Origin of the sequence: Arthrobacter sp. KBS0702 (genome assembly GCF_005937985.2) — a bacterium.
Taxonomy (GTDB): domain Bacteria; phylum Actinomycetota; class Actinomycetes; order Actinomycetales; family Micrococcaceae; genus Arthrobacter.
The window spans coordinates 285,954-312,566 of the sequence record NZ_CP042172.1 but is presented as its reverse complement, the minus strand read 5'-3'; the positions used below and the strand labels follow the sequence as shown (position 1 = coordinate 312,566).

Annotated in this window: 26 protein-coding genes and 3 tRNA genes; 11 read left to right on the top strand and 18 right to left on the bottom strand. The window is 66.3% G+C overall.

All coding sequences use genetic code 11. From position 1 onward, the window contains the following. Positions 1-44: 44 nt before the first annotated feature. Positions 45-1,010 carry a DUF559 domain-containing protein gene (locus tag FFF93_RS01500; protein ID WP_186372205.1) on the bottom strand — a complete coding sequence of 322 codons (966 nt, stop codon included), beginning with the start codon at positions 1,008-1,010 and terminating at the stop codon, positions 45-47. Positions 1,011-1,696: 686 nt separating this feature from the next. Here FFF93_RS01500 and FFF93_RS01495 point away from each other — a divergent pair. Next, a complete protein-coding gene (locus FFF93_RS01495) occupies positions 1,697-2,305 on the top strand; it encodes a hypothetical protein (RefSeq protein WP_261375244.1) in 609 nt (202 codons plus the stop codon). A gap of 401 nt (positions 2,306-2,706) precedes the next feature. Here FFF93_RS01495 and FFF93_RS01490 read toward each other — a convergent pair whose 3' ends face one another. The 4 genes from FFF93_RS01490 to FFF93_RS01475 all read right to left on the bottom strand — a co-directional run bounded on the left by FFF93_RS01490 (position 2,707) and on the right by FFF93_RS01475 (position 5,510). Continuing rightward, on the bottom strand, positions 2,707-3,603 hold the full coding sequence (locus tag FFF93_RS01490) for a hypothetical protein (RefSeq protein WP_138767649.1): 897 nt from the start codon (positions 3,601-3,603) through the stop codon (positions 2,707-2,709). Continuing rightward, positions 3,600-4,355 carry a hypothetical protein gene (locus FFF93_RS01485; protein WP_138767650.1) on the bottom strand — a complete coding sequence of 252 codons (756 nt, stop codon included), beginning with the start codon at positions 4,353-4,355 and terminating at the stop codon, positions 3,600-3,602. Before FFF93_RS01485 ends, FFF93_RS01490 begins: the two co-directional genes overlap by 4 nt. Beyond that, entirely contained in the window at positions 4,355-5,053 is a 699-nt protein-coding gene (locus FFF93_RS01480; RefSeq protein WP_261375243.1) for a TIGR04255 family protein, read from the bottom strand. The genes FFF93_RS01485 and FFF93_RS01480 overlap by 1 nt, the downstream gene beginning before the upstream one ends. 268 nt (positions 5,054-5,321) lie before the next feature. Further along, complete coding sequence (locus FFF93_RS01475) at positions 5,322-5,510, bottom strand: hypothetical protein (RefSeq protein WP_138767652.1); 189 nt, start codon at positions 5,508-5,510, stop codon at positions 5,322-5,324. A 177-nt stretch (positions 5,511-5,687) separates the two neighbouring features. On the opposite strand from FFF93_RS01475, the gene FFF93_RS01470 reads away from it, so the two are divergent. Continuing rightward, positions 5,688-6,410 carry a DUF4238 domain-containing protein gene (locus FFF93_RS01470; RefSeq protein ID WP_186372204.1) on the top strand — a complete coding sequence of 241 codons (723 nt, stop codon included), beginning with the start codon at positions 5,688-5,690 and terminating at the stop codon, positions 6,408-6,410. Positions 6,411-6,589: 179 nt separating this feature from the next. Further along, entirely contained in the window at positions 6,590-6,829 is a 240-nt protein-coding gene (locus tag FFF93_RS01465) for a type II toxin-antitoxin system Phd/YefM family antitoxin (RefSeq protein ID WP_138767654.1), read from the top strand. Positions 6,830-8,321: 1,492 nt separating this feature from the next. Here the strand turns inward: FFF93_RS01465 and FFF93_RS01455 are convergent. The 5 genes from FFF93_RS01455 to FFF93_RS01435 all read right to left on the bottom strand — a co-directional run bounded on the left by FFF93_RS01455 (position 8,322) and on the right by FFF93_RS01435 (position 11,421). Next, entirely contained in the window at positions 8,322-8,825 is a 504-nt protein-coding gene (locus FFF93_RS01455; RefSeq protein ID WP_144766390.1) for a hypothetical protein, read from the bottom strand. Between the two features lie 4 nt (positions 8,826-8,829). After that, complete coding sequence (locus FFF93_RS01450; protein WP_138767655.1) at positions 8,830-10,131, bottom strand: relaxase/mobilization nuclease domain-containing protein; 1,302 nt, start codon at positions 10,129-10,131, stop codon at positions 8,830-8,832. Beyond that, entirely contained in the window at positions 10,128-10,535 is a 408-nt protein-coding gene (locus FFF93_RS01445) for a hypothetical protein (protein WP_138767656.1), read from the bottom strand. Before FFF93_RS01445 ends, FFF93_RS01450 begins: the two co-directional genes overlap by 4 nt. Before the next feature lie 217 nt (positions 10,536-10,752). Further along, a complete protein-coding gene (locus tag FFF93_RS01440) occupies positions 10,753-11,058 on the bottom strand; it encodes a hypothetical protein (RefSeq protein ID WP_138767657.1) in 306 nt (101 codons plus the stop codon). A gap of 162 nt (positions 11,059-11,220) precedes the next feature. Beyond that, on the bottom strand, positions 11,221-11,421 hold the full coding sequence (locus tag FFF93_RS01435; protein WP_261375466.1) for an AlpA family transcriptional regulator: 201 nt from the start codon (positions 11,419-11,421) through the stop codon (positions 11,221-11,223). 84 nt (positions 11,422-11,505) lie between these two features. Here FFF93_RS01435 and FFF93_RS01430 point away from each other — a divergent pair, with 84 nt between their 5' ends. After that, positions 11,506-12,234, top strand: coding sequence for a helix-turn-helix domain-containing protein (locus tag FFF93_RS01430; protein ID WP_138767659.1), 729 nt, complete (start codon positions 11,506-11,508; stop codon positions 12,232-12,234). A 23-nt stretch (positions 12,235-12,257) separates the two neighbouring features. Continuing rightward, positions 12,258-13,391 (top strand): site-specific integrase, encoded by a 1,134-nt coding sequence (locus tag FFF93_RS01425; RefSeq protein WP_186372202.1) that lies wholly within the window; start codon positions 12,258-12,260, stop codon positions 13,389-13,391. 68 nt (positions 13,392-13,459) lie between these two features. On the opposite strand, the gene FFF93_RS01420 is transcribed toward FFF93_RS01425, so the two are convergent. The 3 genes from FFF93_RS01420 to FFF93_RS01410 all read right to left on the bottom strand — a co-directional run bounded on the left by FFF93_RS01420 (position 13,460) and on the right by FFF93_RS01410 (position 13,830). Then, positions 13,460-13,532, bottom strand: a tRNA-Phe gene (locus tag FFF93_RS01420). 48 nt (positions 13,533-13,580) lie between these two features. Then, a tRNA-Asp gene (locus FFF93_RS01415) sits at positions 13,581-13,654 on the bottom strand. A gap of 103 nt (positions 13,655-13,757) precedes the next feature. Further along, a tRNA-Glu gene (locus FFF93_RS01410) sits at positions 13,758-13,830 on the bottom strand. A gap of 219 nt (positions 13,831-14,049) precedes the next feature. On the opposite strand from FFF93_RS01410, the gene FFF93_RS01405 reads away from it, so the two are divergent. Then, positions 14,050-15,069 (top strand): PHP domain-containing protein, encoded by a 1,020-nt coding sequence (locus FFF93_RS01405; RefSeq protein WP_138767661.1) that lies wholly within the window; start codon positions 14,050-14,052, stop codon positions 15,067-15,069. 24 nt (positions 15,070-15,093) lie between these two features. Here the strand turns inward: FFF93_RS01405 and FFF93_RS01400 are convergent, their stop codons facing one another. Beyond that, positions 15,094-15,699 (bottom strand): LysE/ArgO family amino acid transporter, encoded by a 606-nt coding sequence (locus FFF93_RS01400; RefSeq protein WP_138767662.1) that lies wholly within the window; start codon positions 15,697-15,699, stop codon positions 15,094-15,096. Between the two features lie 65 nt (positions 15,700-15,764). On the opposite strand from FFF93_RS01400, the gene FFF93_RS01395 reads away from it, so the two are divergent. From FFF93_RS01395 to FFF93_RS01375, 5 genes are all read left to right on the top strand, one after another. Next, positions 15,765-16,646 (top strand): ArgP/LysG family DNA-binding transcriptional regulator, encoded by an 882-nt coding sequence (locus FFF93_RS01395; protein ID WP_138767663.1) that lies wholly within the window; start codon positions 15,765-15,767, stop codon positions 16,644-16,646. A gap of 98 nt (positions 16,647-16,744) precedes the next feature. Next, positions 16,745-17,800 (top strand): DMT family transporter, encoded by a 1,056-nt coding sequence (locus FFF93_RS01390; protein WP_138767664.1) that lies wholly within the window; start codon positions 16,745-16,747, stop codon positions 17,798-17,800. A 10-nt stretch (positions 17,801-17,810) separates the two neighbouring features. Beyond that, positions 17,811-18,257, top strand: coding sequence for a metallopeptidase family protein (locus tag FFF93_RS01385; protein ID WP_138767665.1), 447 nt, complete (start codon positions 17,811-17,813; stop codon positions 18,255-18,257). A 29-nt stretch (positions 18,258-18,286) separates the two neighbouring features. Next, positions 18,287-19,207 carry a cation diffusion facilitator family transporter gene (locus tag FFF93_RS01380; RefSeq protein WP_138767666.1) on the top strand — a complete coding sequence of 307 codons (921 nt, stop codon included), beginning with the start codon at positions 18,287-18,289 and terminating at the stop codon, positions 19,205-19,207. A 206-nt stretch (positions 19,208-19,413) separates the two neighbouring features. After that, positions 19,414-20,802, top strand: a complete 1,389-nt coding sequence (locus FFF93_RS01375; protein ID WP_138767667.1) for a C40 family peptidase — start codon at positions 19,414-19,416, stop codon at positions 20,800-20,802. Between the two features lie 26 nt (positions 20,803-20,828). Here FFF93_RS01375 and FFF93_RS01370 read toward each other — a convergent pair whose 3' ends face one another. The 4 genes from FFF93_RS01370 to FFF93_RS01355 are packed head-to-tail and all read right to left on the bottom strand — an operon-like array spanning position 20,829 to position 26,611. Continuing rightward, a complete protein-coding gene (locus FFF93_RS01370) occupies positions 20,829-21,689 on the bottom strand; it encodes an ABC transporter permease (RefSeq protein ID WP_261375465.1) in 861 nt (286 codons plus the stop codon). Next, entirely contained in the window at positions 21,679-22,659 is a 981-nt protein-coding gene (locus tag FFF93_RS01365) for an ABC transporter ATP-binding protein (RefSeq protein ID WP_138767668.1), read from the bottom strand. The genes FFF93_RS01370 and FFF93_RS01365 overlap by 11 nt, the downstream gene beginning before the upstream one ends. Continuing rightward, complete coding sequence (locus tag FFF93_RS01360) at positions 22,656-23,771, bottom strand: outer membrane lipoprotein carrier protein LolA (RefSeq protein WP_138767669.1); 1,116 nt, start codon at positions 23,769-23,771, stop codon at positions 22,656-22,658. Before FFF93_RS01360 ends, FFF93_RS01365 begins: the two co-directional genes overlap by 4 nt. 38 nt (positions 23,772-23,809) lie before the next feature. After that, positions 23,810-26,611, bottom strand: a complete 2,802-nt coding sequence (locus FFF93_RS01355; RefSeq protein WP_261375242.1) for a PEP/pyruvate-binding domain-containing protein — start codon at positions 26,609-26,611, stop codon at positions 23,810-23,812. Positions 26,612-26,613: the final 2 nt, after the last annotated feature.

The window sequence follows — 26,613 nt, the reverse complement described above, 5'->3', positions numbered from 1 at the left end:
CCGCACGCCGCGGGTCCACGACGGTTCCGGGGCTTTCTGTCTGGTTAGCCTTCGAACGCAGTCATCGCTGTCTCTACCGGAGGCCGGCGCAAGAGCTGTAGCTGTTGGTAGGCGGCGCCGTGCCGTCCAATGCTCTGCTGGACATTGCCTATCCGCCAGCCCCGTTCAACCGCTTCAGGGTGCAGCTGGGTCAGAACTTCGCTTCCGACACACAAGGCCACCTCCGTAAATACATCTGCACCATCGACGTTGGCGGTCAGACCCCATGAGCTGGCGCCCAGGTGGAACTTTGGCGAGACGCGGACCGCTTGAGCTTGCAGTCCGATGAACAGTTCGTCTCCCCAAGGGAACGTCGAGACCGGGACAAAATCCGAATCTGACATGTCTTGCAAGATATCTTGCACAGCGCCGCGCCACTGTTGACGGGGAACCTTGTCCAAGCCGAGTACACAGATGAATCGTGGGGCTTCCGACCGCTCGGCGATGGCCAGGTAGCGGCCGGAGTCCATCGCCACCATCCGCTGCACGGCGCCGGAATTCAACGTCCAAGAGATGTAGAAGGCGTTTTCGTAGTACTTATGCTCGGCAATCGGTCCCAACCGTGGTTTCTTCCTGGCTATCGATGTTTCCTTCTTCTTAATCGTTCGGATGGTTCCGGGACGGCCCGCTACTGCGTCGGACACGGCCAAGACCAGTGCGTCCATCACTTCCTTAGTGACGCTCTCAGATTCTGCCAGGACGTCGTATTCACCGATGGGTCCCAGCCCGCCGAGCCGCAACCGCACGACCTGCCATCCGACTCCGGCGAGGAGGTCGTTGCGCGTTTTGTCTTTTTCTTCGTCGCCCGTGTGGGTATAAGCCGGATCGACTTCAATGCACACCTTTGTCTTGGAGATCAGGATGTCCGGGGTCAGAACCGGAAAGTTGTTGCGATGTGGTTCATGACCACACTGAATTGCGCTGCGGCCCTTGTGGACAGCAAACCCTCCAGCCACAAGCTTGTCTCTCACCTCCTGCTCCGTCTGAGAGGTCGAGAGATTACGAGATTGGATGACCGTGCCTGGGGGATACTTCGGACCCGAAGTTTTCGTTGTTCGCACAGCAATGCCCGCTGGCCGGCATGCGCGGCACATCGCCAGGTTCTCAACGCCCGGGCGGCCGATTACATCGTGGCCACAGTTGAGGGTCACCCGGCCATACAATCGTTCGCCCTCACAGCTGAGGCACGCCCGGGACCCACCAGCTGTCTTACGCCACCCCGATGCAGCACCGCACTGAACCACAGCGGACTCAACGAACCTGTGCCCCGCGGAACAAATCCACCGGACCTTTACCGGGGACGTGGCCGGAATGTCTTGGGGCCCGATCGGATTGTCGTCATCCCACATGTCCAGCACCTCTTTGTGCCTCGCCGCCACAGTAACTTCGTGTTTGGGCGCACGCCGGGCAAGGCCCAGCCGGGAGCGGCCTTCCGGCGTAAGTATCGGCCAGTCTTCAAGTGCTTTCACAGTCCCCCAAGTCAGGATTCAAACGCGCAAACCTCCTATTCAGGCCGATGCTAGACGAGGGCACCGACAAAAATGACTCCGGGGCCGAAGACCTCACTGCGGGTGCTGAGCGAGAACGAGGTCCGGCATCACACGACACCGTTCGGGAACCGGCCGGCTAACGGGCGAAGCTGTGGCACCCTCAAGACATGAACGCACCGGACACCACACCCAAAGTCCTCGACCTGCAGGCCTGGGAGACACTTCGAGGCTCCCACGCCGCCTACATGTCGGGCACATCGCCGGCATACGACGAGGTCCTCACCGAGGTCGCAGACCGAATTCGCGCGACGGCCAGCATCGGCAAGGCCGACATCGGGGCCTTGCTGTTCTGGAAGCGCCTCCGCGCGGATACACCCTGGGTCCGCGAACTGATGGTCAAGCCCGAAGCGGAAGTCAGGGAGATAACGGAGAAGGCCGTGTCTGCCGTCACCGATGTGTCACTACCCGTACCTAAGGCCGCCTCCGCTGGCCGGGCGGCGCTCTCACCTCTTCCTGGCTTCAAAACGGGAGATGCACTCGCTTCAGCCCTTCTGCTGGCCGCAGCTCCCAAACGAATGGCGGTATACGACGAGCGTGCCCAAACCGGACTGGAGACCCTAGGTCTCTCACTCTCCCCTGCGCGCGGGAGGTACGGACGCTACATGGAGCTGGTCGAAAATCTGCGCTCGACGGCAGGCCGATACGGGCACACCTGGTCTGCGAGGGATGTCGATATCGCACTCTTCTGGCTCGGCGGTCCGAAGTCACAGTCCTGAAGCACCCGGATCCCTCATGACGACCCACAAGCCCCTGCCGGGATCCCGTGGAATGTGACACCTCTAGTCCCCCGTTGTGTTCACCGCCGTCTGCCAACTCAGGAATGATCGTCGACTCCGACCTCCACCCGCAGCATGCACACACGTTTGATTCCTAGGAACCGGGACACCTTAATGGGCACACGCGGTTAAGGTCGATCGCAGCCGGCACCCTCTAGCCCACTCAACTGCAGGTCAAGAAAAACGCCGCCCGTAAAAAGCGAGTTGCCCCCCCCCCCGCGGCTCATCAGGCCGGGAAGGGAACGAGCTGGCAGCCGAGGACAAGATCGCTATGGACTGGCATCTGCTTGCGGCTTAGAGGCCTGGATTTGCCTTCGGTGTCGAACCGTCAATGTGCATGGTCAGTCAAAGCTGCCTCGGCCAAGCGCCGGAATATTGAGCGGGATGGCGTTTCGGTAGTCCTTGGCCTTCAAATCTTCAATGTGTCGAAAGGCGACAAGTGACTGTTCGATGCCGACGCCCTTCAGTGGCTTCTTCAGAGTCTTCCAGAGATCGCGTAACGCGTTCTTCTTCCTAAAATTTAGCGGGGCGTTGAAGTTCACGTCGGTAACGACGACGAGGCGAACGCGCTTAGGTACCAGGCGATTTCCTTCGATCTCAAGTCGGAATTGTTCGACATCTTCACACCAGTCCTCAGATCCCTTTCGTGCCTTAGTGACAAGGGCGTTGAGGGCATCGATAAGGTCTTTCGACAAATAGTCGTGAAGCGCGGGGCGCTTAAACTTTGCAGCGATCCTGGCAGCCAGGTCGAGTTCGTCATCCTCGCTGGAGAAGCCCACAATGGGGCTGCTACCTATGAGTGCTCCCTTGCTGAGTGGCACAGAGATGCGCAGGTCGATCGCCCACTCCTTGCCTGGTGCAGGCGGCTTTGTTAAGTGGACGTACTCGACAAGCTCGCCGGCTCGGGCCTGTTGAACCTTCTGTGGGATAAACGCCGCCCCTAAATCCCGCACGGGGCAGACCTGGACAAACGGATGACGCTTGCCAGGCCCAGTCGCCGCGATGTCGCAGGTTTGGGAGACCACCGCGAAGTAGCCTGTGTCCCCAATCTCAGCGACGGCGCCGAGCAGCCCCTCTCCACGATCGGAGAAATCATCTCCGGTTACCGGGTCCACGCAGCCAGCAGTCGCCAACCATGTCGCGAGGTCACCGCGGATCAGATGACCTTGTCTCCATGTATCGAGTGCGGCGACAGCCTCCTCAGGCCACGGAACGGGAAGCAGGTCATCGACCGTCAACGGCGCACACCTCGCTCGACCACGGTAACCGTCGGCCTACCGGTCTTTACTATCGGCACGTCAATGTCTGCGCCGACGCCCGCATGGCGCGAGGTGCCCATCGCACGCTGGCTGGGTGCCGGCATCGCGACCGCGAGGTCCACGAGATCTTCGAAACGGCCATCCCTGAACGCGGCCTCGCGCTCCGGCAACGCATGCAGCCAAGCAGAGACCGGTCGACCAAGTTCCTCGCGCAGATCCACAAGGGCGTCGGCGAGATGCCATAGGCCTCCAAGACTTGCCGGACGCGGCCGAGGCGTCGACGGCTTCTTCCACGAGTAATAGGTCCGACGCCTAATGCCAGTCGCGGCAAGCAAGTCCTTCTGAGTCACCGCAAGCTCACTCTGAATGCGATCGAACACCGCCAAGGGGTCAGCCGTTTCCGGATCAATCTGCGACGCCTCCTCCTCTACCAATGGGGTCTCACCGATCATGAACACGCAAAGCGCGCCGGAGACGTACGCGTTGGAGGTGAAGGTCCGGTACCAGGCGTCACCGCCGCGCACGATCCGAAGTGTCTCGTGATCGTGGATCGGGTTGAATGTCTCGGAGAACCGCAGGACGGCCTCTCGCAGCGCGGGAACAGCAGGGTCGAGGGCAACCGGAGTCAGGTCTATCTCATCCTCGAATCTGTGCCCAAGGAAGTCCATGTTCAGCGTCGGAAGCCGAGGCGTGGCCGTCCCGGAGTGCGGCGCCACTGACATCGTGGACATCAGCTATCCCCCTCTCCCTGAAGCGACTTCAAATAATCGACCGAGACACACGCTTGGAACAGGCTCAACGCCGTTCGGTTCAGCCTACCGGCCGCATCCAGCACCTCAGCCACCTTGAACGGGCTTGCAGCGTTGGCAAAAACATCAAGGTCCAATAGGTAGTTAACGCTCTTCGACGCTTGGTCCGGGATCGGCCCATGTCGCAGTATGGCCCCGTGGCGGCCGTCGAGAGCGATCTCGACCTGCTGTTGCGCACCCGTGACCATCCGCCCGAATACCGGATTGCCGAGGGGTCCGAGCAGGGTCGCGTCGATCTTCCCTGCCCAGTCCCCCAGCGTCTTGCATGCAGGATCGACAAAGCGATCTACGTAACGGAGCCCGATCCGCTGGACCAGTGACGGTGATAAGTCTGTTGCGATGACGTTTAGGAGCATTTCGAGCGGACCTCGCATGCTGATGCTCCATCTGTTGTAATCGCCAACCTGCCAGATCACGCTACTCGGCAGTATGGTCGCGCTGTGCTGGCCATCCGCCGACGCGATCTGCCAGCCCTTCGTCTCGTCGCCCGACCAGGAAGCACCCCCGGCGTTCAAGTTGATCTGCATAGTGCCTTGGGTGGCAGGCTGAATACTGGGAAAATCGATCTCCAGCGCATCGGAGAGAGCGTCCCGGATGCGCTCCGCCGTCTCAACAGGCACACCCAACCCCTCAGACGTGAACCGGACCTCGCAGATCGCGACTTCTAGGGGGGCGTTCCCGAGCAGGGTCGTGTCAGCCGACGGGAGCCCCCCCAGTGGGGTGTCGCTGATAGCGAGGGGTTGCGAAGTGTCAGACATCATGCCTCATCATGACATGCACTTTAGATGCACTCACCGACATTCGCCAGCCTTGTTTGTGAGTTGCAACACAATTCAACTGAGAAGATGGCTTCGTCGGAGGGCTTCGGCAGCTCGACGCGATCACCCTTCATCGTGCGGCCTTCGGCGGAACGTTGGCTAGAACATCAGCTGCCTGGCCCTCATCAAGTACCCAACGCTGACCGCGTGGGTGGTCCGGGTACTTTTCGCGGAGATAGGCCCGCACGACGCGACCCGGTCGAGTTTCCCCGGTGTAGCCCAGCTTGTAGGCGAGTTCAATGGGTGAATAGGTGCTCATGGCATGAGTCTAAGGACTGCGGCAGAGGAACCCTCAGCGCGCCCGTCTAAGCCGTTGTGAGGTGGCGAATGTCCTCAGGAACCAGGGGCTGACGAGCAAGGCGATTAGTCCCACTCCGAACATGAACCACAGGGAAGGGTTCAGATCGGATACCTTGAGATGCGAGGAGGTGCCGTCATGACTGTGAAAGGCGCACACATGGTATCAAAGGGCTATATCCGCGCGTGGGCAGACGCGAGGAACGTTGTCGACGTGCTCGATCTCCAGGACGGTCGAGGCTATCCCTCCTCCTACCTGAGCGCCACAGTCGTAAGCTACGTCTACGACCCCAAGGTCCTCACCCGTGACCTCGAGGACGACTACTCGCAAATTGAAAACAGCGGCACCCCGGCTATCGTCAAACTGCGCAAGGGACACACGTTGACGGCAGCAGAACGAAGCGCAGTGATCGCCTTCCTTGACATGCACCTTGATCGGGGGCGGTACGCGGATCAAACCAAGATCCGCATACCCGCCGTTGTGTTGAAAACCGGGGGACGGATCGAAAATGCAGAGCTGACCCTCGGGGATAGGTTGCTCCTGTCACAGTCCATTCAGGATGTCCTCAGGCTGACCACGCTCGGGCTCGAACAATGGCCGTGGCAGGTGAGAAAGGCGAAGCACCTCGCAACCGGAGACGGCGCGGTCCTCCTTTGGCGGCCAACCGACGGCGCCGACATCTCCACAATCTCCTTCCCACTTTCCCCCACCCAGCTGCTCGTGATCGGTCAAAATCTCCCTGACGACGCTCCCCTTAATCCGCTGCTCGCAAAGAACAGTAAGCGGTGGATCGTCGGAGTTAAGGGAACGCTCAATTTCAACAAGGCTGCAGTCATTGCGGCTCGACGATCTCAGGGATGATGTTGCCGGAGGAGGCCCGTTGCCTGATTTTGTTTTCGCCGCCTTAGACGTACGTGGCGAGTACCGTTACACGCTGCCTGCCGGTGCGCCGCTGATCGGGTAGATGCCGTAACTGTGTGAAGCAGTCCTCACCCCTTTGCGCCTGGTACTAGCATGTCTCTTGCAACCAGGAGGCAGTGATGGCCATATCAACCAGCGCAGCTCGCCGCGACCTTGTCCGTCTCATCGAACGAGTCAATCTCGACCGGACCGAGATTCAGATCATGTCCAAGCATGGATCCGCAGTTTTGATGTCAAAGGATGAGTACGACGCTTTTGTGGAAACAAGCTACCTTCTTAGGTCACCCCGGAACGCGCAGCGCTTACTTTCGGCCCTCGAATCAGTCCGTGACGCTGAGGCTGCTGATCACAGGCCGTAGAACCTCACGTGGGCGCTCTGTCGCGCGCTCTGCCGGCCGTAGAAGCTCAGGCAAGACTGGCACCGGAACACCAAGCTGAACAGGCACCCGCAATCACCGTCGGGCTTTATGGACGGTCGTCCACAACTCCTCAGGGGAAGTGGCCGGTGCGGCACCGTCAGTCTGGGAATTGTCGGCATGATGTCGGGCGCGGATGATTGGAGGCAGTTTCATACGAACCAGCCCCCACACCACTAGCGACGTTTCGCAGCCCAACTGCTCGTCGAGAGTCAATTGCAACCGGGCAGCGCGTATCGTTCAGCGAAGCGTCAAGAAGAGTTCGGCCTGACTCGCCGTGTCATACCCCTTCTTTACTCCATCAGCTACCTCCGACTGGCGATAATCACTACATCCGTGCGCCACCCTCAGCCCCCATCATTCTCGTTCAGGAGCTTAGCGATCGCCCGGAGTGCCTCCGGGTCGACCGCCCTCAACTTGTCGACGGCCACGCTGAGCACCTCGGCACGCCGCCGACTGCGCAGCCCCTTCAGCTCGGCTCTTATCCGCCCAGGGAGCGGCCCGTCCTCCTGGAGCAGGTACGCGGGGTTGACATCGAATACCGCCGCCAGTGCCCGCAGACACTCGTCCGGGACAAACCTGCACCCTGCCGGCCTTCAGCAGAGACCACCGCGTACGTGAAATGAAGTAGCCGGTTTCCCGGGCCCCATCACAGATCGCTTTGTAGCTAAAGGGCTTGCCCGAGTCCGACTTGATGGTTTCCAGCAGAAGGTTAATCTTCCTGGACAGCACAGCCGCCCGTCGCAACGCCTCAGCGCGCTCAGGGGATAGATCAAATTCGTCCACGTCTTCATCTCCACACATTTACTAGGGTCAGCGATAACCCACCCTTTTATGTCACACGCTTGGGGCTTCTTCGGCACCGCCCGTCGGTCTAAGCGATAACCGCCTTCGGGCCCGGCCCCAGATTTTGTGAACCAGGGAATCAACGGCCGAACCCGGGGAACTGGCGGCGCCGAAAAAATGTATTCGTTTATGAGCAGATCCCAACTGCCAGACGACAGCCGGACCGGACTGATCGAAACGAGTCTCTTTAGCGGCTCAGCGAACGAATCGAGGTCAGGTGTGAGAAATCCCATGGTTTGCCCGCCCTGTGTGTCGCTTGCGTGTCATCTGGCGACGGCGAATCCGGTCGTTCCTCCCGTCTAGTCGCCGTTCGGCAGCAGGTAGCACAGAACGGCAGCCAGCTTCGGTCTACCCGTGCTCACTCCGGCCGTAAGCGAACTCCTATCAGCCGACCCAGGTTTCACACGCTCCCCGCTCACTCACGGTTCTGCGGGTCGGCTCACGTCAGGCCAGCGAAGAGACGATGCTGCTGAGTGAGCTTGGGGCCCGGAGAATTATGCCGCCAGCCCCACAGCCGGGTTACGGTCGGTTGCGCCCATCCGTTGCCCACAGTTGAGGAACGGCTTTGAGCACTCTCTTCGAATTGCCTTCAGTAGCCCCGGTACCACTCGTGCAGCCGCTTCCCGAGCTTCCAGGTGAGCCAGCCGAAGCCCATCAGCACAATGAAGGCAGTGCCGGCGATGGAGAGCTTCCAGTACCATTCTTGGGCGCTCAGGAACCATCCCCAGAGGGTCTGAAGGATGGGCTGGAGCCCGAATGCCGCCCAGACGGTCTGGGCCGTTCCGAACACCACCCAGACGGCTATTGCGAGCGGCAGGAGGGCGGCGCTGATCTGGCCGACGATGCGCCATGTCACCGCCCCGCCGAGCTGTGCAACATGTTCGCCGGCCCGGCGCACTTGGTCACTGACCTGTGTCCCGGCCTCGTTGAGCGCGATACGGCTTCTTTCCAGCTCGGCCAGCATCGGGACGTTTGCCTCGGCAATAGCGGTCTGCACGGCCTGCTCGTGAGCCAGGAGCTGCTCACCGAGTCCGGGAATGAGGTACCTGGCCAGTTTGTCGTGGTCGATGTTGACGGTGCCCTGGCGGTGCACGGCGTCAGTTAACTTCAGGTTCGTCGTTCCGAATGCCTTGATCTGCGCCGATACTTCTTGCAGCAGAGCGTGGGCGGACAGGTCCGCGGCCCTCACTGTGGACCCGTCGGGCAGCTTGATGACTTTTGAGCTGGCCAGCAGTTCCAGCATCTCGCTCATGGTCGTCGCGACTGTTGTCAGCGTCTTCCCGTGCGAGTCGTTCGCGGAGACGTTGGAGTTGTTCAGCTGCAGCATCAACCGCTGCATCTGCTCCATTCCTTCCCATGTGCTGAGGAAGTTCTGAGCCACCGAGTTGAATGAGGTCACGATCTCCCGCTGGTTCTTCTCGATCCCGTCGAGTCGGTCGAGCAATGCGACCAACGTCTCCGAAGTCAGTTGCTGCTCGTTGTATTGCTGGTGCTGCTGCTCTTCGAGCTTGTCCTTGATGGCCATGGTTTTGCTCCTTGCTCTTCTGCTTCATCGTGAATATTTCAGCGAGTCCCTCCGCGGTGAACTCCGGCGACAGCGCCGAAGCCTTTCGCCTCCGCACCCGGGGTTTCTTTCCGGGCGTGGAATTTTCGCGCATCTTGTAGGTGATGCCGATGGCTGTCTCCCCGGCCGTCTTGCTGCGGTACCTGTCGCTCGTGACCTTGTGTTCAGCCGTGAGGACCTCGACGCCGCGCGCGTCGCACGCCGCTACGAACGTCGGCATATCCACCGCGGAGGGATCGAGACCCGCCTGCTCGATCGCATCGCCGAGCTGCCGGTCGAATGCCGCCATGTCACCACGCTTATTGGCCCAATAGGAACCTCGTGTGGACGCCGGTACCGGCGCGGTCACCTGCATCCCTTCCTCCTGCATGAGGGCGTCGTTGGCGCGCTTCACCTGCCAGTGCACGCGGAAGTCCCGTGGTGCCTTACCCGTGACGGTGTCGTGGTTCAGAATCGTGATGTGGGCGTGAACACAGCCGCCCTTGCCATCGGCGTGAACGACGACCATCGCGGGACTGTTGGGACGCATCGTCTTCGCCAGCAGGAACGCCAGGTCACCCGCCCGTTTCAAGTCGCGGGGATCGTTGACATCCAGCTCGTCGGGATGAAAGGACAGCACATAGGAATGGGCTTTCACCCGGCGACCGTTCTGGTCGGCCAGCCAGTTGCCCATCTTGATGAACTGGGCGATACTCGGTGCGTCACAGTAGAAACCCGGAGCCAGTCGGTCAGTCCCTGCCGCTTTGTGGCCTTTCTTCTTCGCTCCGGCGCCGAACTCCAAATAGTCCGCCCGGGTGCCCAGGTCGTAGACCGGAGACACCGTCGTGATGCTCACGGGCACTCCTTCCCGCTGAGCGCGTCGACCATGCGTTCATAGAGCTCAGCCAACGCGTCGACCACCGGGGCAAGGGATTCAAGGTCCAGCACGCCCCGATGCCCCAGGCGACTCAACTGGTTGAGATTCACGCCGACCCGTTTCACGTCGACCCGGGCAGCATCCAGAGCCCTGAGCTGACCCTCGGTGAGCGCAGCCGGAGACGGCTCGGCCGCCCCGGCGCCGCCGCCGTAGCCTTCGGCCTTCTTCGCCGCGGCAAGAGCCGCGCCTCGAACGAATGCCGACGGCGGCAACTTCCGCCACGTCGCCACCTTCTCGACCAACGCGAGTTCAGCTGCGCTGAACCGCGTGTCGATTCGGCGGCTCCTGGGTTCGGGAGCAAGCTGTTGCGAAGTGCCGCTCATATACCCGCCTCCGTCCAGTCCTGACGCACGAAATCTGCGGTGGAAAACGAACGCAAGCAGGCACTCTGTCCGACACCGCTTCGCTCCTCGTCCAGTGCGCCGCTTGCGAGGGGCAGGGCTCCGCCCTTCCCCCTCGACCCCCAAACCCGAACGACGGCGCCGCGCCTGGGTGCTCCCGCACCCAGGTACTGGCCGCCGGCGACTTGCTGCACATCGGTCACGGCGCATACTCCAAGCCACGCCCGTCGAGCGGAGTAAAGTCACGGCCGCCATCGCTCCGCCCGGCTGGCGGCACCGCCCTCGACGTCTTGGCACGCGTGGACCGCTGAGCCGATTCTGCTGCGGTCTGGGCCCGCGCTTCGGCCTCGAGCTGAGCTGCCAGGCCAGCGTGCTTCTGCCGCAGCAACGTGAGCACCCGGGCGTCGACAACCTGTTGCTGCTTGCGCTCCCGGTCGCGGAGGCGACGAAGCTTCTTCTCTGCTGCTGCCTTCACGGCGGCAATCTCGTCTTCGATGGTCATCATGTTTTTCCTTTCGTAGGCTTCCCTCTGCATGTGGGGATTTGGTAGGCCTGTAATCGGGCCGGATCAATGGCAGTCTCTCCGCCCAGCGACGGCTGACCAGCGCTTGGAGCCGAACTGTCTTAGGCCCCCGGCACGCGTCGCGCTGACCGCATCGGGATCGGATCACCCCGCAGCGGGCTCCAGTTGCGACTCGATCCAGGCGTCGATATCGGCCTGACGCCACCGCACGGCGTGCCCGCCGATCTTGACGGCGCGGGGCAGCGACTCACCGGTCGAACGCTTGCGGTAGATCGTCGATACGGACATCCCTGTCTGAGCAGACAGGTCCTTCACGTCGCGGAGTCTGTTTCCTGCTTCGATCATTCGTTTCACCCCCCTCCTCACCAGAAATTCATAACTTGTGAAGGACGGTATCACAGGTAACCAGCTTCTGATAGCCTGTGGCATATGGAAGCAGTAGCGTATGCCGAAGCGGTGGGGACATTCCTCCGCCGCTACCGGCGGCAACACGGAATCACTCTTGAATCGGTCGCCCAGCTCGGGCGGGAGTTCGGGGCCACCTGGAGTCTGTCCAGCGTCCAGGCCATCGAAGCAGGGCGGGCGGCTCCGACGCTTCCAACCCTCCTGACCCTCGCCCTAGTTCTGGGACGGCTGTCTGGCGAACCGCTCAGGCTCGCAGATCTCCTCGGTGCCGCCGAGGTGCTTGAACGGCCCTATGTCGGCAGGCCTGACCAGCCCGTGTTGCGGGCTTGGGTGGACCGAGCGCTCTCCGGAGCCAGCGTCGAACTGACGGACGCCGATCATAAGCACGTCCACGACCGCCCTGCCGATGCTTGGGACGCGCATCAGGACAACGCTGTCGCTCAGCGCGGTAGCGGCCCCTTGACCGCCGAGGAGCGCCACGCGCATGTCAACGCCCGATGGGAGGCGATGATCGAGCCGCCCGAAGCTGCCGGCTACCGCAGCGCGCGACGTCCGCGAGTCAGCCTCGCGGAATCGCGCGCCGCGAAGAAGTTGGGCATTAGACCTCTTGAAGTCCAGCAGCGAGCCGTCCAGCTCTGGGGGCGTTCACTCGAAGCGGAGGCCCTCACCAGAGCAGGGGCCGACAGCACGCCACAGGCCCGCGGCCGCGTCACCCGCGTGCTGGTTGAAGAAATCCTGGAATCCACGAAGTAAGGGCGATGATGGCTAGACCGAGAATGGGAATTGGAACCTACGGCACCATAAACACAACCGAAGTGCAGCCCGCCAAGTGGAGGGCTCGAACGCGTTACAGATACGCCGATGGCAAGGCCCGGCAGGTCGAGCGCTTCGGCACCACTCGGACGAAAGCGGAGGCCGCCTTGAGGCAGGCGCTTCTAACGATCGAGGCCAGCCGCGGCGGCGAACTGAAGCCGACAACGACACTCCGCGTGCTGGGGCAGATGTTCCTCGCCCACAAGCGCGACCTGCAGCGCTCCGAGGGAACTCTCGAGACGTATGGATACGCCGTCACCGCACACATCACTCCGCGGATCGGCGATCTCAGCGTCGCCGAGGCAAAGCCCGACCGACTACAGAAGTTTCTCAACACGGTGCACAAGGAGTCGGGGCACGGGGCAGCGAAGAACTGTCGCTCAACCCTGAGCGGCATGATGGCTCTCGCTGTGGGCAACGGCGCGACCCTCCGGAATCCCGTGCGGGACATCGAGCGCATCTCGAAGCCGAAGGGTAGAAAGGGTGCGTCAGCCATCAGTCCTGGTGACCTTCCCGAACTCATGGCCAAGCTCAGGTCATCGCCGACTCTCATTGAGCAGGACACCGTCGAGCTACTCGACTTTATGGTTGCGTCGGGCTGGCGGATCGGAGAGGCCTGCGCCCTTGACGTCTCCTCGGTCGACTTCTTGGGCCGCACGGCCGAGGTGGAGGCAACTAGCGTCAGAGTGAACGGTGTGGGCCTCGTCCGGCAGCCGGTGGCGAAGACAGCTGCCTCTCATCGCGTCACCCCGCTGCCCGGTCCGACGGTGGATCTGCTGCGCCGCCGGCATGAGCGGCTGAAGGAGCACACTACGCTGCTGTTCCCGACGGTGCTGATGCATCTCCGCGACCCATCCAACACCCAGCGGGAACTCCGAGACATCCGCGAGTCACTCGGGTATCCCAAGCTGATGACCCACACCTTCCGCAAATCCGCGGCGACGATACTCGACCGGGCCGGCATGTCAGCGGCCGAGATCGCTGCTTACCTGGGGCACGCGAACCCTTCGATGACCCAGGACGTCTACATGAACACGCTCAAGGGGGACACAAGGGCCGGCGCCATCATGCAGGAGCAGCTCAAGGGCGTCATTTGAATCTGCGGGGTTTATGCGGGGTGGCCGACTGTTAGACACAAAAAACCCCCGAATTACCGGGGGTTAAGTGGCTCCGACCGGCGTCGATCCGGTGACCTTTCGATTTTCAGTCGAACGCTCTACCAACTGAGCTACAGAGCCTAGGTGACGTGTCACCTTGACGGCCGGAATTTCTTCTGGCAATCAGAGCGACCCTGACGGGACTTGAACCCGCGACCTCCGCCGTGACAGGGCGGCGCGCTAACCAACTGCGCTACAGGGCCTTACTTTTACTACTGTTTCTTGCTGCTTGCAGTATCGCTACTGCAATTTTTCAAGGCCTTTAGCCTACCAGACTTTTTCATCCGGCCTGACCAGTTCCTTGCGTACCCCCAACGGGATTCGAACCCGTGCCGCCGCCGTGAAAGGGCGGTGTCCTAGGCCGCTAGACGATGGGGGCCAGGACGCCATCCGGTAAAACCCACTGAATCGAGGGCAAAAAACAAGGGCCGAAGCCTTCCGTTTTGCGCCCTTCGGGTTCCTCCGAACTGGACCTATAAAACTATAGGGCCAACTTCCGGAAACTCCAAAATCAGCTCCAAGACCCGGGAATACGCTCCGGACCGGGCCTGGACAAGGGGCTGGACAAGGCCGGTGCCGCTGTGCGGATGATGGGCAGATGGACGCCGCCGCTGCCCTCAATGAGATCGCTTTTTGGCTCGAACGTGAGCGTGCCACCACCTTCAAGGTGCAGGCCTTCCGGAAGGCGGCCGAGCTCATCGCCGGCCTCTCCCCCGAGGAACTTGCCGCGCGCCGGCGGGACGGCCGGCTCAAGCGCATGAAGGGTATCGGCGACCGGACGTTCGAGGTGATCGCGCAGGCCGTCGACGGCGGGGTCCCCGACTACCTCGCGGGCCTGCGGGAACGCGGCGCCGAGCCGCTGGCCGAGGGCGGCCGCGAGCTGCTGGCGGAGCTCCGCGGGGACCTGCACACGCACAGCAACTGGTCCGACGGCGGGTCGCCGATCGAGGCCATGGTGGATGCCGCCGGGATGCTGGGCCGCGAGTACCTGGCCCTGACCGACCACTCCCCCACGCTGAGGATCGCAAACGGCCTGAGCGCCGAACGACTCGGCGAGCAGCTGGACCTCATCGCAGCGATCGACGCCGGCCGCGCCGGGATCCGCCTGCTCTCCGGCATCGAGGTCGACATCCTGGAGGACGGGACGCTGGACCAGGCTCCGGAACTGCTGGACCGCCTGGACATCGTGGTGGCAAGCGTGCACTCGAAGCTCCGCTCGGACCGCCGGACCATGACCCGACGGATGCTGTCCGGGATCGAGGCCCCGCACACCCGGGTACTGGGGCACTGCACCGGCCGGCTCCTGAACGGCTCGCGCGGGACGCGGCCGCCGTCGGAGTTCGATGCGAAACGGGTGTTCGCGGCCTGCGCCGAGCATGACGTCGCCGTCGAGATCAACGCGCGTCCGGAGCGCCAGGACCCGCCGGATGAACTGATCCAGCTGGCGCTCGACGCCGGCTGCCTCTTCAGCATCGACAGCGACGCGCATGCCCCGGGGCAGCTGGATTTCCTGCAATACGGGGCCGAGCGGGCGGCCCGGAACGGCGTTCCCGCGGAGCGGATCATCACCACCTGGCCGGTGGACCGGCTGCTGGGGTGGGCCGGTCGGGGCAGGTAGGGCCGGGTCAAGAACATGCGGTGCTCAGGCCAGCAGCAGCACGGCCAGGCTAACCATCACGACGGCGATCATGGCGTCGAGCACCCGCCACGCCGCCCGGCGCCGGAACAGGGACGTCAGGAACCGCGCCCCCGCGCCGAGGGCGGTGAACCACGCAATGCTGCCCAGGCCGGCCCCGGCAGCGAACCACCACCGTCCGGACTCGCCCTGGGCTGCCGCAAGCGACCCGAGCAGCAGCACGGTATCCAGATAGACGTGCGGGTTCAGCCAGGTGAAGGCCAGACAGGTGGCGAGCACGGCCGCCCTGCTGCCCGCCGGCTTGTCCTCGGGGTGGTCCATCTGTTCCCCGCGGACCGCCCGCCAGGCGGCGAACGCCCCGTAGGCGAGCAGGAATGCCGCACCGGCCCAGCGGATCACCACGAGGGCGGCAGGCGCCCGGTCCAGGAGGACGCCGATGCCCGCGACGCCCAGCAGGATCAGCAGCAGGTCCGACACGGCGCAGACCGCCACCACCATGGCGACGTGCGAGCGCTGGATGCCTTGGCGGAGGACGAAGGCGTTCTGTGCGCCGATGGCAACGATGAGGGACAACCCGGCGGAGAGGCCGGAAACCAAGGGGAAGATCACCATTCCACGGTAGGTGCCGTATCCAGATGAAACCAGTTAAACGTTCTTGGCATACATAAGATGGGCTAATGATCGAAATCTCGCCCGAGCAGGCCCGGACGCTGGCGGCAATCATCACGCATGGAAGCTTCGACGCCGCCGCAGCCCACCTCTCCGTCACGCCGTCGGCCGTCAGCCAGCGGATCCGCGCGGTCGAGGCAGCCGTCGGCCGTCCGGTGCTGACCCGGGCACGGCCGCCGGGGCTCACCGAGTCCGGCCAGGCCGTGGTGCGGCATGCCCGGCAGCTGGAGTTGCTCTCGGCGGACCTCACCCAGGAGTTGGAGCCGGCGGAACCCCACGGACGGACGCGCCTGACCCTGGTCATCAACAGCGATTCACTGCACACCTGGGCCTTGGCCGGCCTGGCAGCCGCCGGGAACACCGTCCAGCTCGAGATCCTCCGGGAAGACCAGGAACATTCGCTCGACCTCCTGCGCGCCGGCGCCGCGGCGGCGGCGATCACGGCTACGGCGGCGCCGGTGCCGGGCTGTTCGTCGCGCAAGCTCGGCGTCATGCGCTACCTGCCCGTCTGCACGGCGGACTTTTCCCGCCGCTGGTTTGCCTCCGGCGTCAGCGCGGCGGCGCTGGCCAAGACCCCCGTGCTGGTCTATGACCGGAAGGACGACCTGCAGGACCGCTGGCTGCGGCGGTTCGGCCGCTCCCCGGTCCAAGCACCGCGGCACTACATCCCGGCCGCCCAGGAGTTTGGCGATGCCATCCGCTGGGGCATGGGCTGGGGCATGATGCCCGAGATCGAGATCGGCGAGGACCTCCGGACCGGAACGCTGGAGGTCCTCGCTCCCCGCACCCATGTGGACGTCGCCCTTTACTGGCAGCAGTGGCGGCGTGGCTCGGCGGCGCTCGGCCACGTCGCGGACGCCGTCCAGGCCGCCGCACGCGTCCTCCGCTGAGGGCGCCGGGAACACGCGCGGGAACATTGGCAGGAAACCGACTAGACCTGGCCGATTTCCGCCAGTCGCCACGCCGCCGCACGGGCTAGATTGGCACCATGGCAACAACCGCCGAGACAGGCTCCCCCCACCCGGACAGCACCCACCCGGGCACCGCAGACCCCGGCACCACCAACCCCGACAGCACGCACGAAGCAGCCTCGCACGCCGCCCCGCCCGCCGCGGCCAAGATTCCCCTTCGGCCGGGACAGATCAGCAGGCTGGGGATCGCCGCCGTCGTCGTGACCGTGGTCCTCTGGGCGTCGGCCTTCGTGGGCATCCGCGCCGTCGGGCCCAGCTTCTCCCCGGGACCGCTGACCCTGGGGCGGCTTTCCGTGGCCGCCGTCGTGCTGGGCCTCGTGGTGCTGCCGCAGTTCCGCAAGGCGCCCGCGTTCCCCAAGGGCCGCGAGTGGTGGCCCATCCTGGCTTACGGCGTTATGTGGTTCGGCGGCTACAACGTTGCCCTGAACGCCGCCGAACATATGCTCGACGCCGGCACCGCCGCCCTGCTGATCAACGTCAACCCCATCCTCGTGGCCGTGATGGCCGGGATCATCCTGAAGGAGGGCTTCCCGCGCTGGCTGATCATCGGCAGCCTGGTCGCGTTCGGCGGCGTCGCGGTGATTGCCCTCGGGTCCGGCCAGCGCTCGACGGCGGACGTGGCCGGGGTTCTGCTCTGCCTGCTCGCGGCCGCCCTCGCCGCGGTGAGCGTGATCGTGCAGAAGCCGGTGCTTCGGAAAATCCCGGCAGCCCAGGCCACCTGGTTCGGCATCATGGTGGGTGCGGTGTGCTGCCTGCCCTTCAGCGGCCAGCTCGTCGCGGAGCTGCAGGCGGCGCCGCTGCCCGCGACGCTGGGCCTGGTCTACCTCGGCGTGTTCCCCACCGCGATCGCGTTCACCACCTGGGCGTACGCGCTCTCCCTGATCGACGCCGGACGGCTCGCGGCCACCACCTATCTGGTCCCCGGCACCACGATCCTGATCTCCTGGCTGGTACTGGGCGAGATTCCCACCATCTGGGGCCTGGTGGGCGGCGTGATCTGCCTCGCCGGCGTCTCCCTCACCCGGCGCCGCTCCCGCCAAGGACCGAGGCGCGCCCCGAAGCAGGGGGCCTAGAGTTCTAGGTATGCCCGCTTCACTGCCTCCCGGCCTGCCGATCGTGCCGGACGGAAACGACGACGGCCGCGCCGGCGACGGCGGCGGGCCGTTCCCGATGTCCGAGGACGAGTTCGAAGCGGCGGTGGGCGACGCCCTGGACCGGATTCCGCCGGAGCTGGCGAAGACCATGAACAACGTGGCCGTCTTCATCGAGGACGACTACACCCCGCAGCCGGGCGAGGACCCGGACACCGTGCTTCTGGGCCTTTACGAGGGCGTGCCGCTGACCGAGCGGGATTCCTGGTGGGACGCCGGCTCGCTGCCGGACCGGATCACCATCTACCGCCAGCCGATCCTGGAGCTCTGCACTTCGCGCGAGGACGTCGTTGAGGAAGTGACGGTCACCGTGGTTCATGAAATCGCGCACCACTTCGGCATCAGCGACGCGCGGTTGCACGAACTCGGCTGGGGCTAGCCGCCCCGGGGGCGACTAGCCTTGGAATCATGGGACACGACCACAGCCACTCGCACGGCATCACGGCCACCGGCAAGCACCGCAAGCGCCTGATCGCCGTCCTCGGGATCACGCTGGCCGTGGTCCTGATCCAGGTCGCCGGCGCCCTGGTCTCCGGCTCCCTGGCGCTGCTGGCCGACGCCGGGCACATGCTCTCCGACGCCGCCGGCGTCTTCATCGCCCTGCTGGCCGCCTGGATCGCAGCGCGGCCGGCGAGCGATGCGAGGACGTACGGCTACCAGCGGGCCGAGGTTTTGGCCGCACTGGCCAACGCGCTGGTCCTGATCGTCATTTCCGTGGTCATCTTCTTGGAGGCCATCCGGCGGCTCGGGTCGGCCCCCGAGGTACACACCGACGTGATGCTCTTCGCCGCCATCCTGGGTGCGGTCGCCAACCTCGTCTCCCTGCTGATTCTGCGCGGCGCCCAGAAGGAAAGCCTCAACGTCCGTGGCGCCTACCTTGAAGTCCTGGGCGACCTGTTGGGGTCCTTCGCCGTCATTGTCGCCGCCATCGTCATCATGGCCACCGGCTACCAGGCCGCGGACACCATCGCCTCGATCCTCATCGCCTTGATGATCCTGCCCCGGGCCTGGCACCTGCTCCGGGACGTCGTGGATGTGCTCCTCGAAGCCACCCCCAAGGGTGTGGACGTGCAGATGATCCGCGAACACATCCTGGCCGTGGACGGTGTGGTGTCCGTCCACGACATCCACATCTGGACCATCACGTCCGGGGTGCCCGTGTTCTCCGCCCACGTGGTGGTGGAGGATGCGGCGCTGGGCGCCCGCGGCGCGGACCGGGTGCTGGACAAGCTGGTCGGCTGCCTGGGCTCACATTTCGACACCGAGCACTGCACTTTCCAGCTCGAACCCGCCTCCCATGCGGAGCACGAAACGCACCAGCACGCCTGACACTTCCCGCCTCCCTCCCGCTGCGACACGCCCGGAGGAATGCAACCGAATGCCACCGGTGTTGTTTATGTTACTGGTGTGACCTCTGTTGCCAAAGTGGCATTTGGCACGTAGCCTCGTCCCTGCTGGGCGATCCGCAGAGGGGCATGTCACCGTGCCAAAATTCATACCTCGCTCGCACCAGCCAGAATGCAGCGAGGTTTTCCATGGTTTGGACCGGACCCGGCGGCAGGGCCGCAGCCCTGTGCACCGCCGTCGTGTTGCTGGCCACACTGGCCCTTCCGGCCCAGGCCGCACCGGCCCCGACGGCCTCCGTACCCGGCCTGCGGGTCCCGGCAGCCCCCGAGATCCCGTCGCCCGAGGACATCGCCGCGGCGAAGTCCAGTGAAAGCGCGACGGCGGACCAGGTCGCGCGCATTGACCGCCTCCTAGCGGAAGCAGCCACGGCCCTGGACACCGGGCTGGCCGCCTCGCTCGCGGCCAACAACGCCTACGCGGACGCTTTGGTGGAGCTTGGGATTCGGCGGCAGGCCGCCACGGTCGCGGCGGCCAAGGCCGCCGCCGCCGAAGCCGAGCAGGCCAAGGCGCGCAAACTGATCGGCCAGCTCGCCGGGGATCTGTACCGCAACGGCGGCATGACGCCGGCCCTCGGCAGCCTGGTCAGCGGGAACGGCCAGGCGCTGCAGCAGGCCGCCACGCTTGAAGCTGTGGCCGCCGCCCGCACCCGCGCCTTCCAGACCGCGGAAAACGCGGCCGCCGCCGCCCAGTCGGCCAAGGCCTCCGCGGCCGAGGCTGACCACGCCGCGGACGATGCAGCCCGCACGGCGGAATCCCGGAAAGCCGACGCCGAGCAGGCCAACCAGGCCCGGCACCGGGCGGTGTCCGACGCGGCGGCGCAGCGCACGGTTTTGGTGGACCAGCTGGCTACGCTGCGGAACACCACCGTGGCGCTCGAGACGGCGCGGGTGGACGCCTTGGACCGCGAGCGCCAGCAGGCGCAACTGGCAGCTGTGACTGCTGCCTCCGCGCAGCTTCCGGCCCCGCAGCCCGCCCGGTCCGCGCCGCCGGCGGCGGCGCCCGCGCCGGCCGCGCCTGTTCCGCCGGCGGCCGGGGTGGCTCCCGTGCCGGACCAGGGCCTTCCAGCACCGGCGCCCGCACCGGCGCCCCTCCCGGCTCCGGCGCCGGCTCCTGCCCCGCCGCCCCCTCCCGTGCCCGCGCCCGGTGGTTCCAACGAGACGGCCATGTCGGTAGCCCTGGGCAAGACCGGCGCGCCGTATTTCTACCAGTACGGCGGGACGGGCGCCTACGGCTTCGACTGCTCGGGCCTGGTGCAGAACGCGTTCGCGGCGGCCGGCAAGTCGCTGCCCCGCACGGCGGCGGAACAATTCGCCCAGGCGCCCGTCCACATCCCGCTTTCCGAGGCGCGGCCGGGCGACCTGCTGGTCTGGGGCTCCGCGCCCGGGTTCTACCACGTGGCCATCTACCTGGGCGGCGGACGGGTGGTTCAGGCACTGAATGTGGATGCGGGCATCACCGTGACAGATCTCGCCTCCATGTCCGGGATGCAGCTCTACCCGGTCGCTGCCCGGTACTGACCCCCCTGCCGGAGGCCTGCGAGGCCCTAGGAGAGGACGTCCTTGGTGGCGAACCTGGCGTAGGCGAGCGCCCCGAACACGGCCAGGTACCCGCCCTGCAGCAGGGCGTTGGCGGCGAACGAGTCCCAGGCAATGGGCTGGCGCAACAAGTCGGCGAAATCGAGCCAGCGGTGGCTGAAAAGCCATGGGTGCAGCCATTCCAGTTGCGGCAGCGCATCCGCGACCTGTGCGACGACGGCGAGCACCACCGTGGCTGCCATGGCGCCAACGGGGACGTCCGTGAGGCTGGACATGAACAAGCCGATGGCGGACAGCCCCACCAGGGACACGGCCAGGTAGGCAGCGATCAGGAGCAGGCGTCCCAGCGCTTCGGCGGCGCCGATCGTCTCCCCGGAGAGCAGGGTCACGGGCCCCACCGGGAAGAGTGCCGCCCCGATGCCGGCCCCGACGAGCGCCACCGTGAGGGGTGCGGCTACGGCGAACACCACCGCGCCGGCGTACTTCACCAGCAGCAGCCGGACCCGGCCGGCCGGGGCCGCCAGCAAATACCGCAAGGTCCCGAGGCCCGCCTCGCCGGCCAGGGTGTCGCCGGCCACCACGCCGATCGTCAGGGGCAGGAACAGCGGAACGGCCACCAGCATCGCGGTGACGCCGGCGAACAGCCCGTTCTGGCTGATCCGGTCCAAGAACGCGGGTCCGCGGCCGGGCGGGACGGCCGAGGAGAGCCGCACCGCCACGGCGATCAGCACCGGGATCGCGGCGAGGGCAAGCAACATGGCCCAGGTCCGGCGGCGGCGGAAGAGCACACCGAGTTCGGACGCGAGGAGCCGCAGGCCAGGGGCCCGGGCCGCGCCCTGATGAAGGGGTCTCCTCGGATCACTGGGCAACGTCAAACCCCTCCCCTGTCAGCTCGACGAAGCGGTCTTCGAGGCTGCCCTGCTCCAGGTTGAAGCCGCGCACCCGGACGCCGGCCGCGACGAGCGCCTCCACCACTCCTTCCGGCGTGGGCGCGCCGGCGTCGGGCCCGGCAGGCAGCGGCGCATACAGCACCTCGCCCCCTGCCGCAGCGGTACCGCCGTCGGCCGTCAGCCCCAGGCCGGCCAGCACCCTGGCGGCAGTTCCGGCGTCGGGAGTTAGCAGCCGGATCCTGGCTTGGCCTGCCCGCCGCAGCTCCGTCAGGGGGCCCTGCGCCACGAGGCGTCCGGCGCTCATGATGGCCGCGTGCGTGCAGATCTGCTCCACCTCGGTGAGCAGGTGGCTGGAGACGAACACCGTGGCGCCGTCGGCGGCGAGGGAACGGACCAGGTGCCGCACCTCCCGGGTGCCCTGCGGGTCCAGGCCGTTGGTCGGCTCGTCCAGCACCAGCAGCTCCCGGGGCACCAGCAAGGCATTCGCGATGCCAAGGCGCTGTTTCATGCCCAGCGAGTACGCGCGGACCTTTTTGTCCGCGGCATGCCCCAGGCCCACCCGTTCGAGCGCCGTGCGCACCCGCGTGTGCCGCGTCCCGGCAGGCGCCGCCGGATCCGCGGCGTCAAAGCGCAGGAGGTTGGCCGCCCCCGAGAGGAATGGGTAGAAGGCCGGACCTTCGACCAGGGCGCCGACCCGCGGCAGCACGGTGCGCAGCCGCTCCGGCATCTCCTCGCCGAGCACGCGCACCGAGCCGCTTGTGGCCGCGGCCAGGCCCAACATGATCCGGATGGTGGTGGTCTTGCCTGAGCCGTTGGGGCCCAGGAAGCCGAAAACGGAGCCGCGCGGCACGGCAAGGTCGACGCCGTTGACCGCCAGTTGCCGGCCGAAGCGTTTGCTCAAACCCCGGGTCTCGATGCTCAGTTCGGCGGACGGTGCGACGGCGGTCACCGCTCGGCGGCCGCGGCCTGGAGCCGCTCCAACGGGACGGACCCGGCGAAGACGCGGCCGTCGTCGAGGATCAGCACGTTCACCAGGGCGCTGGAGAGCAGCCTGCCGCCGGTCACCGGGACGCTCGCCCGGGCCAGCAGCGACGCCGCGCCCCCGGGCTCCCCCGACTGCTGGGCCGGCGCCTTGCCCGGTGAGCCGGTGCCGGTCAATGCGCCGGCGGGGAACTCGACGACGGATTCCCAGCCGGTTCCGCTGACGTGGACCTTGTCCTTGTCCTTGTCCTTGGTCGCCGTGCGTTCCTTCGGGCCGGTGGTTTTGTGGTCCTTGACCGGGAGTTCCTTGACGGTGGCCCCGGGCGGCGGGCTGAACGTGAAGATCGCGGCGTCCGGGGTCTCGAGCGAGAGCTTCGTGAAGACCATGCGGAACGCCGGTTCCGCCTGGCCGCGGGCCTTCACTTCGACGCCGAGCGGCATTCCGTTTTGGCCGTCCACCGAAATCGCCACGGAGGCCAGCAGGGTGGCCGAGGACTTGGGCGTGAGCACCAGCTGGTAGGCGGCCCGTCCGGCAACCTCAACGTCCGTCCCGACGGATACGTCGCTGCTCTTCTCGAGCTTGGCCAGGAGTTTGTCGGCCAGCTGGTCCGGCGCGGGCATCGCTTCTTTCCCGGCGCCGTGCCGGTCTTTCGATCCGGCCGGGAGGACGGCATGCGCGGCGGTGTTGTCCTTGGAGTTGTAGAACCAGACTTCCTCGCCGTGCCGGACGATATCCCGCTCCGCCAGCCGGTCCAGCACCTGGATGCGGGCGTTGTCCGGGCCGTCACGGTAGACCCTGGCGGTGTGCGGCCCGGTCAGCAGTTCCAGCCAGGCGGTGTCTCCGGTCGATGCTCCCGGACCGGTCTGCGGGAGTTCCGGCAGCCCAAGGCTGGACGTTTGGTCCAGCGTCCCGGAGAACGACGTTTCGCGGTGCTGGGCAATCAACTCCAGCACCTGCTCGGGTGATTTCGCCGGCAACGGATCCCCCGCGCTGGCAGGCACGGATCCCGCCAGCACCCCGGCGGCGATCACGGCAGGAACGGTAACGGCCGGCAACCAGCGCAGCCAGAGGCGGGTCATTGCGACCGCGCACCAACATTGCAGCTCATGATTCAACATTACGCCCGGGAAGCGCCTGCATCACCGCTACCCGGAGGATTGCTTCGACGGACTTCCCCGCCGGGTGCCGCGCCCGCGGGCCCGGCATCCGGCACCACGGTGCCTTCGCCGCCGTCGACCGTAATGCGCTGCCCGGTGGCGATCAGCGAGGTGGCGTCCAGGACTCCGACGACGGCGGGGATGCCGTATTCCCGGGCGACGACGGCGCCGTGCGAATTGGGTCCGCCCATCTCCATCACGAGCCCGCCGGCGGTCAGGAAAAGCGGCGTCCAGCCCGGGTCCGTGGACGGCGCCACCAGGATTTCGCCGGGCTCCAGCCGCGCACCCTGGGGATCGAGGATGATCCGCGCCGCGGCAGTGACCGTGCCGGCCGACGCCGGGGTGCCGCCCAGCACTGCCGCCGCCGCACCCGTCCCGGCGGCGCGGGATTGGAGCGCCTCCGGTTCGGTCCCGTCCGAGAGCAGCACCCGCGGGATGTGCCGCCGGCCCAGTTCACGGGCGTAGTCGGCACGGCGGAGCGCCACGACCGCGTGCAGCGCCCTCCCGGCGAGGCCCTCGCGGACCTCAACCAGGTCCAGGAAGAAGACGTCGTCAGCGTCCGTGATGCGGCCGGTTCGGGCGAGTTCCGTCCCGATGGCTTGGAGTTGCCCGCGCACCGCGGCGAGGGCCTCGACGATGAGGTACTTCGGCAGTTCCCGTAGGCCGGCGAACATCCGGGTGCGTTTCAGTGCCGCCCGCACCAGCGCCGCGCGCAGCCTGCCCCGCCGGCCCGCGGCGGCGGCCAGCCGCTGCGCCTGGGCCTCCGCATCCCGCGCCGCCCTGCGGAACTGCCGGTCCGGGGCCTGCTCCGGATCCTCCAGCCGCAGGTAGTTGGCCAGGACGCCGAGGATGTGGACCGGATCCTCGGACCAGCGGGGCACTCCGAGGTCAATTTCGGCCACCGCCCGGTGCCCGTAGCGGCCCAGGAAACCGGCAAGCCCGGACTGCACGACGGCGGGCAGCTCGCGGGCCCGGTAGCGGCGGGCCAGCTCCTGCACCGTTTCGGCGTCGAACACCGTCGCGGCACCGGCGTCGGCCCGGATGGCGTCGGCGAGCTGCCACAGCGCCAGGTCCATCTCGGTGGTCACATTGTGGGGCAGCCCCCGCAGCACCGGCTGCAGCGACCCCGGCCCGGCGCTGTTTCCCAACAGTCGGCCGGCGGCCGCCAGCAGGGCAAAGCCCAGGGCGGGCAGCGGCAGGATGTTGGGCACCACCGGGAACAGTTCCCGGCCCAGGATGCGCTCCACGTGGTCCAGACGCTGCTGCGCGGTGGAGCCTGCCGGGACCACCAGGGTGGCCCGGAAACGTTCGCCGAAGCGCTCCGCCCGGCGCAGCGCTGCCTCCGGTCGGAACAGGGCGCGCAGCAGCGACTCAGGGACCCTCGCCCGCGCCGCCACGGGGAGGATGTGGCGCAGCAGCCGCCAGGGCGAGCGGCTCGTGACGGAGAAGCGGGGGTCATCGAACAGCACCCGCAGCACCGCCGCGGAGCGGGCTTCCATCACGTCGAACACCCGCGGCACCAGGGCCCGTCCGACGGCGCTGCGCAGCACCGGGGTCAAGTCGAAGAACAGCCGCTGCCCGGCCGGCGCGTACGGGGCGGGCCCGTCGTGCGGAGCCGGCACCTCGAAACCTGCCGCCCGGGCCACGGACGAAGCGATCAGCCGGAAACCTGCCAGCCCCATCGGCGTCAGGGGGCGGGTCAGGCCCTGGGCCAGGCTGAAGCACAGGTAGACGCGGGTCCCGTCCGGGACGTGCCGACGCTCCGGCAGGGGGTAGAGCGTGGTGATAGGCCGCGACTGCGTCAGCCACGCCACGCCGCCGTCGTCGATGGCCCATTCCAGGTCCTGCGGCGCGCCGAAGTGGACCTCCGCGCGGCGGCCCAGAAGTTCCAGCACCAGGAGCCTGGCATCGTCGACACAGGGTTGCGTGCCGTCGCCGGACTGGCCGACCCGAGCGGTCCCGCCGCCCGGCAGCGGCCGGATGGCCACCTCTTTGCTCCCGATCCGGCGTTCGAGGATCCGCCGGGTGGCGCTGTCGATGACGAAATGGTCCGGGTTGACCGCTCCTGACACCACGGCCTCGCCCAGGCCCGGGCTGGCATCGATGACCGCCTCGTGCCGCCTGCCGGTGACCGGGTTCGCGGTGAACAGGACCCCGGCGACCGCCGCATCCACCATCCGCTGGACCACGACGGCGAGCGACACGGCCGCCGGGCTGATCCCGTGGGCGGCGCGGTAGCTTACCGCGCGGTCTGTCCAGAGCGAGGCCCAGCACTGCCGGACCGCGGCCAGGACCGCGTCGATGCCGACGACGTTGAGGAAGGTGTCCTGTTGGCCGGCGAAACTGGCGAAGGGCAGGTCCTCGGCGGTCGCGGAGGACCGGACCGCCACCGGGGCATCCGTTCCCAGCGCCGCGTAGGCGTCGCGCACGGCCAGGACAACATCGGCCGGGACGTCCGCGGCCAGTACCAGGCGGCGCGCGGCGGCCGCCAGACCGGCGAGCCCGGGAAGGTCCTCCGCGGAAGTTGCGGCGAGGGACGCGTGGACGGCGTCGAGCCCGGCGCCCGCGGTCGCGTGCCGGTAGGCCTGGGTGGTCAGGCAGAAACCCGGCGGAACGGGCAGTCCCGCCCGCAGCAGTTCACCGAGGTTGGCGGCCTTCCCGCCGACGGCGGGCAGCAGCTCCGCGCCGATCAGCTCAAGGGCCAGGACCAGTCCGGGCGGCGGGTCCTGCCGCTGCGTCCCTGGAACGGATATGTGCTCCACCT

What these genes read in the sequence shown, in the direction of transcription:
- FFF93_RS01435 (WP_261375466.1), bottom strand. Translation starts at nt 11,421, where the DNA reads ATGATCGAAGCAGGAAACAGACTCCGCGACGTGAAGGACCTGTCTGCT.
- FFF93_RS01440 (WP_138767657.1), bottom strand. Translation starts at nt 11,058, where the DNA reads ATGATGACCATCGAAGACGAGATTGCCGCCGTGAAGGCAGCAGCAGAG.
- FFF93_RS01395 (WP_138767663.1), top strand. Translation starts at nt 15,765, where the DNA reads ATGATCGAAATCTCGCCCGAGCAGGCCCGGACGCTGGCGGCAATCATC.
- FFF93_RS01465 (WP_138767654.1), top strand. Translation starts at nt 6,590, where the DNA reads ATGGCCATATCAACCAGCGCAGCTCGCCGCGACCTTGTCCGTCTCATC.
- FFF93_RS01475 (WP_138767652.1), bottom strand. Translation starts at nt 5,510, where the DNA reads ATGAGCACCTATTCACCCATTGAACTCGCCTACAAGCTGGGCTACACC.
- FFF93_RS01360 (WP_138767669.1), bottom strand. Translation starts at nt 23,771, where the DNA reads ATGACCCGCCTCTGGCTGCGCTGGTTGCCGGCCGTTACCGTTCCTGCC.
- FFF93_RS01445 (WP_138767656.1), bottom strand. Translation starts at nt 10,535, where the DNA reads ATGAGCGGCACTTCGCAACAGCTTGCTCCCGAACCCAGGAGCCGCCGA.
- FFF93_RS01485 (WP_138767650.1), bottom strand. Translation starts at nt 4,355, where the DNA reads ATGTCCACGATGTCAGTGGCGCCGCACTCCGGGACGGCCACGCCTCGG.
- FFF93_RS01380 (WP_138767666.1), top strand. Translation starts at nt 18,287, where the DNA reads ATGGGACACGACCACAGCCACTCGCACGGCATCACGGCCACCGGCAAG.
- FFF93_RS01405 (WP_138767661.1), top strand. Translation starts at nt 14,050, where the DNA reads ATGGACGCCGCCGCTGCCCTCAATGAGATCGCTTTTTGGCTCGAACGT.
- FFF93_RS01430 (WP_138767659.1), top strand. Translation starts at nt 11,506, where the DNA reads ATGGAAGCAGTAGCGTATGCCGAAGCGGTGGGGACATTCCTCCGCCGC.
- FFF93_RS01400 (WP_138767662.1), bottom strand. Translation starts at nt 15,699, where the DNA reads ATGGTGATCTTCCCCTTGGTTTCCGGCCTCTCCGCCGGGTTGTCCCTC.
- FFF93_RS01425 (WP_186372202.1), top strand. Translation starts at nt 12,258, where the DNA reads ATGGGAATTGGAACCTACGGCACCATAAACACAACCGAAGTGCAGCCC.
- FFF93_RS01385 (WP_138767665.1), top strand. Translation starts at nt 17,811, where the DNA reads ATGCCCGCTTCACTGCCTCCCGGCCTGCCGATCGTGCCGGACGGAAAC.
- FFF93_RS01375 (WP_138767667.1), top strand. Translation starts at nt 19,414, where the DNA reads ATGGTTTGGACCGGACCCGGCGGCAGGGCCGCAGCCCTGTGCACCGCC.
- FFF93_RS01470 (WP_186372204.1), top strand. Translation starts at nt 5,688, where the DNA reads ATGACTGTGAAAGGCGCACACATGGTATCAAAGGGCTATATCCGCGCG.
- FFF93_RS01390 (WP_138767664.1), top strand. Translation starts at nt 16,745, where the DNA reads ATGGCAACAACCGCCGAGACAGGCTCCCCCCACCCGGACAGCACCCAC.
- FFF93_RS01495 (WP_261375244.1), top strand. Translation starts at nt 1,697, where the DNA reads ATGAACGCACCGGACACCACACCCAAAGTCCTCGACCTGCAGGCCTGG.